3 protein-coding genes are annotated in these 6,313 nt (G+C 57.9%); all 3 read left to right on the top strand.

What is annotated here, in order from left to right; all coding sequences use genetic code 11:
• The first annotated feature begins 128 nt into the window (after positions 1 to 128).
• From B5F35_RS18825 to B5F35_RS17250, 3 genes are read left to right on the top strand one after another with little or no spacing between them, the layout of a single operon-like run.
• Positions 129 to 1,118 carry a glycoside hydrolase family protein gene (locus B5F35_RS18825; RefSeq protein WP_162611475.1) on the top strand — a complete coding sequence of 330 codons (990 nt, stop codon included), beginning with the start codon at positions 129 to 131 and terminating at the stop codon, positions 1,116 to 1,118.
• A 13-nt stretch (positions 1,119 to 1,131) separates the two neighbouring features.
• A complete protein-coding gene (locus B5F35_RS17245; protein ID WP_162611476.1) occupies positions 1,132 to 2,916 on the top strand; it encodes an FAD-dependent oxidoreductase in 1,785 nt (594 codons plus the stop codon).
• Positions 2,917 to 2,951: 35 nt separating this feature from the next.
• On the top strand, positions 2,952 to 6,167 hold the full coding sequence (locus B5F35_RS17250) for a glycosyl hydrolase (protein ID WP_087242835.1): 3,216 nt from the start codon (positions 2,952 to 2,954) through the stop codon (positions 6,165 to 6,167).
• Positions 6,168 to 6,313: the final 146 nt, after the last annotated feature.

Consider the following 6,313-nt stretch of genomic DNA (forward strand, 5'->3'; position numbering starts at 1 on the left):
AGATCTTCTATCGTCACCATGTGAAACTTCAGCTGCATCTTCCCACCCCCGTATGCACTTATTTTACCATGGTTTTCTCCTCGGGTGAATCTTTTGTCAACAGCTCCAATGTGTGAGGAGGAGCAGCCATGAACTTTGCAGAGAGAATGCAGCCGGCCAAGCCGTATTCCGTATTCGGGCTGTCGGAGGAACAGTTCATTGTGTGGTGCGGGAGCATCGCACAGGGGGATGACGGACTTTTTTATCTCTACTTTTCTTTCTGGCCGATGGAAAAAGGGCACGACGCCTGGGTGACACATTCCAAAATTGGATTTGCGACGGCAAAAACGCCCCTCGGCCCCTTCACCTACCGGGGGATCGCCCTCTCCGGGGCGGGCGGAGATGCCTGGGATCGCGACTGTGTCCATAATCCCGCCGTCTTAAAGGTGGACGGCGTGTATTATCTCTACTATATGGGAAATTACGGCAACGGAGAGTATTGGGATCACCGCAACCACCAGCGGGTCGGCGTGGCCTGGTTCCAAAAGCCGGAAGGGCCGTTTCACCGTCTGGACCGCCCGGTTCTGGACGTCACCCCCGGTGCACATGATTCGCTTCTGACAAGCAATCCGACAGTCTGCGTCGGTGGCGACAAGCGGATCTATATGATGTATAAAGCGGTTTCGGATGAAGGCGAGATGCCGAAGGGAGGGGCCGTCGTCTGCGGCATGGCTTCCGCCGATCATCCGCTCGGCCCCTTTGTGAAATCCCAACATCCGATCCTCACAAACCCCGAAAATCCCTGGTCGGTCGAGGATCCCTTCCTCTGGTATGGGGATGGCCGTTTCTGGGCCATCGCAAAGGATTTTCAGGGCTATTTCACGAAGGCAGGCGCTCACTCCGTCGCGCTGTTTGAGTCTCCCGACGGCTTTTCCTGGGAGGTGTCGAAGGATTACCCGCTGGCTTTCCGGCTGGAGCTGCACTGGGAGGACGGCAGGGTTGAGACGCTGCAAAACATGGAGCGCCCGCAGATGTGGCTGGACGGGAACGGCAGGCCGCGTGTGCTCTGCTGCGCCTGTACAAGGCCAAACGACCCGCAGCGCCGGTACGCTTTCAACGTTCAGATCCCCATTGAATAAGGAGGAATCCATTATGATGCTTCATCGTGCCCAAATCGAAACCCTTGTGACACACACCTATGAGACCGAGCTGTGCATCGTCGGCGGCGGTATGGCCGGTATGATTGCGGCGATCGCCGCCGCCCGCCATGGCCGGAAGGTTGTCCTGATGCAGGATCGCCCTGTGCTTGGCGGCAACGCCTCGAGCGAGATCCGCATGTGGATTCGCGGTGCACACGGGGCAAATATGCGGGAAACGGGAATTCTGGAGGAAATCGCGCTGGAAAATATCTACCGGAACCCGACGCTCAATTTCTCTGTCTGGGATTCTGTCCTTTTCGGAAAGGTCAAATGTGAGAAAAACATCACGCTGCTTCTCAACTGTTCCTGCCTCTCAGCGGAAACGCGGGACGGGAAGATCGTTTCTGTGACAGGATGGCAGACCACGACGCAGACCTATCACACCGTGCGCGCCAGGCTTTTCGCGGACTGCTCCGGCGATAGCATTCTTGCTCCGCTGACGGGAGCCGAGTGGCGCATGGGCCGCGAGTCATGCGAGGAATTCGGGGAAGATATCGCCCCGCAGGAGAGCGACGCCCGCACCATGGGCATGTCGTGCCTGCTCCAGGTGCGCGAGACCGCCCGGCCGACCACATACATTCCGCCTGCCTGGGCGTACCACTTTGAAAAGAAAGACTTTGAGAACAAGATCAATTTCTCCACGCCCCAAAAATGGAACAACTGCAATTTCTGGTGGATGGAGCTGGGCGGTTTGGTTGACTCGATCGCGGACACAGAAACCATGCGCGACGAGCTGATCCGTACCGTTTACGGCGTCTGGGATTTCGTCAAGAACGGGGGCGTCTGTGACGCGGCAAACTGGGAAATTGAATGGATCGGTTTCCTGCCGGGCAAGCGCGAAAGCCGCCGGTATGTGGGCGACTATCTTTTGAATCAGAATGATGTGCGCGCTGAAGGAAAATTTGACGATTTGATTGCGTATGGCGGCTGGACGATGGATGACCACCATCCCGCGGGCTTTTTGACGACGGAGCCGCCCACCATCTGGCATCCCGCGCCCTCTCCATACGGTATCCCGTACCGCTGCCTGTATTCCAAAAATGTGGAAAACCTGATGTTCGCGGGGCGAAACATCAGTGCGACACACACCGCGCTGTCCTCCACGCGTGTCATGGCGACCTGTGCGATCATGGGCCAGGCGCTCGGCACGGCGGTGGCCATTGCCCTGCGCGACGGCCTTACGCCGCGCGGTGTGTATGAGCAGCGGATGCAGGAGCTCAAGCAGACGCTGATCGCGGACGATTGCTATCTGCCGTGGAACCGCCGCGAACCGACGCCGCTGATGGAGAGCGTGCGGATCGAGGGAGCGGGGGATGTTTCGCTTCTTACTGACGGCGTGGAGCGCCCTGTGGACGGCGTTGACCATGCCTATGTCTGCGAACCGGGGCAGGCGGTTGTTTTCACGCTGCCGGAGCCGCGTTTCCTCTCTGCCCTGCGGATTGTCATGGACAGCGATCTGAACCGCGAGACCTTCCCGGAGGGCATTGAGTACAGTTTCAAAACCTTCCCGATGAAATGCCATGTGCGTTTGGGAGCTGCCAACGTCTGTGTTCCCAAAACGATTCTGCGGGCCTTTGACGTCTATGCCGACGGAGAGCGCATCGCGACAGAAAACGAAAATTATCAGCGCCTGGTCCGCGTTCCGATTGGCCGCACGGTGCGGGAGGTGCGTTTTGTCCCCCGTGAAACATGGGGATGTTCTCAGGTCCGGCTCTATGCTCTTGAACTGATGGCGTGAGACGCAGAGAAGCAGAAAGGAAAAGGTGGACGGGTATGCTCGAACGGTTTCGGGATCCCCCAAGGGAGTATGGTGAGGTTGCGTTTTACTGGTGGGTCGGGGAACCGCTTGAAAAGGCAAGGCTGCTTTGGCAGCTGGATCAGCTGGCGGACCACCATATCTGTGCCCTGCAAATCAATTATTGCCACAGCGACACGGGAGGGAAGAACTACGGCCTGACCATGGACAGCGAGCCGGGGCTGTTTACCGGGGCGTGGTGGGAACTGGTCGGATGGTTCCTGGAGGAGTGCAAAAAGCGCGGGATTTCCGTTGCGCTGAGCGATTACACCATCTCCTCGCCCGGCCAGGGTTGGTATATGGACGCGATTCTTCAAAAGCACCCCGAGATCGTGGGAAAAAAGCTGGTCTATGAAAACGGCGAGGTTAAAGTCAAACCCGTTCCTGGCTCTGTGGATCCCATGCATCCTCATTTGGGGGACTATGTGATCGAAGAGTTTTACGGGAAATTTGAGGAGCATTTTCCCGGCGAGTGCGGCAAAGGGCTGGATTTCTTCTTCTCCGACGAGCTGGTGTTCAACATTCGCGGCAACCTGTGGAACGACAGCTTTCCCCGGGAATTCGCCAGGCGCAAGGGTTATGCCATTGAGCCGCACCTTCTCGCCATTTTTGAGGACGTCGGAGACGAGACGCAGAAAATCCGCCTGGACTATTACGACGTCATTGTGCAGCTGTGCGAGGAAGGCTATTTCAAAAAAATTTATGAATGGAATGAATCGCGCGGCATGACCTTTGGATGTGACCACGGAGGGCGCGGCCGGGACGTCACGGAGTTCGGTGACTATTTCCGCACCCAGCGCTGGACGCAGGGGCCGGGAAACGATCAGCCCAATCTTGCGGGCGATCTCATCAAATCCAAGGTTTCCAGCTCCATCGCGCATCTCTACCAGCGTCCGCGCACCTGGCTGGAGGGATTTTTCGGGAGCGGCTGGGGAACATCCTCCGCCGCGCTGGCCGACGCGGTTTTCCGTAATTTTGCTTTTGGCCATAATCTGCTGACGCTTCACGGTCTCTACTACACGACATACGGCGGCTTCTGGGAATGGGCCCCGCCGTGCAATCATTTCCGGATGCCATACTGGAAGCACATGGACCGTTTCCTGCTGTGCACCAAGCGGCTGAGTTATCTTTTGAGCAGCGGTGTACACGTCTGTGACGCAGCGGTCCTGTATCCGGTCGCCGCAGTCGAGGGTGGTCTGGATGGCGATATTTCGGTGCAGACGGCGTTTGAAACAGCGGAAACGCTGTACCACGGCGGCGTGGACTTTGACTTTATGGATTTCGAGTCGGTGGAACGCGCGGAAGTGAAGGAGGGGCGGCTGTGTGTGGCGGGGGAATCCTATCGCGCAGTGATCGTTCCGGCGATGCGTACCATCCGCTTCAAAACCATGGAGAAGCTGGCGTCGTTTGCTGAAGCGGGCGGGCTGGTTCTCCTGGAAGGAGCGCTTCCGGAGGCCTCCGATCGCGCGGGCCGCGGTGATCCTCTGCTGCAATCGCTCGTGGAACATACGACAGCGCGCTGCGGCAATCCCCAAACATCGAAAGAAACGCTTGCGGCTGTCCGTTCCGCTGTTCCCGGCGATCCCGGCGCCGATCGGATCCCCTTCCACCTTCACCGCCGGATCGACGGCTGTGATGTATTTTTCCTGTACGGAGCGGAGCAGGGGACAGTCTGCCGCCTGCACGCCACGGGGGAGGTATGCCTTTTCGATCCGTGGACAGGCGAAGAAAGCCCCGTCCCCTGTTTGGAACAGGATGAAGAAAGCACCCTGCTGCGTCTGCCGCTGGCAGAAACACAGGCACAGGTGCTGGTTTTTTCCGGAACGGGAAAAGCACAGCGCGAACAGAAGGAGCCTGCCTGGCGGGAAGAGGCGGTTTGGGGAGAATGGGAATTTGAGCTTCTGCCTGTGCTCGACAACCGGTACGGCGACTATGAACAGCCTGCGTATGATGGTTGTATCGGTGCGCAGGCCTGGTTCTTCCGGTTTTCTCAGGGAGAAAGAAAAAAGACGGTCATGCGGCTCGAGGAAGCGTATTTTCTCAAACTTGGACCGCTTCCGTGTTCGGATGACGAGCAGATTCTGGCTCTTGGCAGGATTGCTCCGGGCGTTTCGGTTTCGATCGGCGGCGCGGCGTATGCCTTTCAGGAATATGTGTTTTCCCAGCGATACGGGCTGGTGCATGACGCGGGACCACAGGGAAGCTATCACGGGTTGAAGGGGAAAATCTCCGACGATTTTCTCGCGCTGGGAAAGCAGGTTATTACACAGACAAACTCCGATTCCTATTATGCGCCGGAGGACGAGGGAAATTTCTACTATCTCTGCACAACTGTCACGGTGGAGGAAGAAACGGCGGCCTTTCCGAAGATCGGTTCCATGCGGCCCGATGCCTTTTGGCTGGATGGCAGACCGGCAAGCCTCGAAAAAGTCCTGCTCACACAGGGAACCCACACCCTCCTGCTGCGGTATGGACACGCGGGAAGAGGATGCTTTGTCCTCGATCGCTGCCGTCAGACTGCACCGCAGACCATTCCGCTCGCCATGAGCTGGTATGAAAATGAAACCGTCCTGCCGCTCACGCCCTATCCGGATAACAGGCGTATACCCTGCCGCTTTGCTTTTGATGTCCCGCCGGGCGCCTTCCGCCTGCGCTTTCGGGCGAAGGGAGAGGTTTGCCGTGTGACGGTTGTCGGCAAGGAGGCGGTGCTGTGCCGGGAGGGCGAACAGTATACCGCTGTGCTCCCGTCCGCATGTGACCGTGCGTCCGAAGCGGTGATTGAGATACTTCCCGTGTCCGGTGTGTATGAATCCGCGCTGCATACGGTGTATGTCGATTGCGCGAAGGGAAGCATGGAACTGGGCGACTGGGCGCGGATCGATGCTCTCGCCTGTTATTCCGGCGGGGCGCGGTATGCCAAACGGCTGTGTCTGCCCGTGTCGCGCAGGCTGATTCTGGATCTGGGAGAGGTCGGATGCTCAGCGGAGGTTTTTGTCGGCGGGGAGTCCGCGGGCGTTTGCATGCTGCCGCCCTATCGCTTTGATCTCAGCCGGTGGGCGGGCTGTGGTGAACAGGAGATCACCGTGGAGGTGTACAATACGCTGTATAACCATTACCGCACAATCCCGACGCAGTACAACAAGCAGCCTCAGCCTTCCGGGCTTCTCGGCCCGATCAGGCTCCTTTCCTGCTAAATGCAAAAAGAGGACCGGGAACACAAATTCCCGGTCCTTTCAGCTTGTAGAAAAACCTGCTCCGGCAATCAAGCCAGAGCAGTTTTTTGGTTTGTAAACAAGAACCCAAAGGGAAAAAGGAGCGAAATGTCAGGCGTATTTTCGCG

The sequence above is a fragment of the Anaeromassilibacillus sp. An200 genome (assembly GCF_002160025.1).
Classification (GTDB): domain Bacteria; phylum Bacillota; class Clostridia; order Oscillospirales; family Acutalibacteraceae; genus Caccousia; species Caccousia stercoris.

What these genes read in the sequence shown, in the direction of transcription:
- B5F35_RS18825 (WP_162611475.1), top strand. Translation starts at nt 129, where the DNA reads ATGAACTTTGCAGAGAGAATGCAGCCGGCCAAGCCGTATTCCGTATTC.
- B5F35_RS17245 (WP_162611476.1), top strand. Translation starts at nt 1,132, where the DNA reads ATGATGCTTCATCGTGCCCAAATCGAAACCCTTGTGACACACACCTAT.
- B5F35_RS17250 (WP_087242835.1), top strand. Translation starts at nt 2,952, where the DNA reads ATGCTCGAACGGTTTCGGGATCCCCCAAGGGAGTATGGTGAGGTTGCG.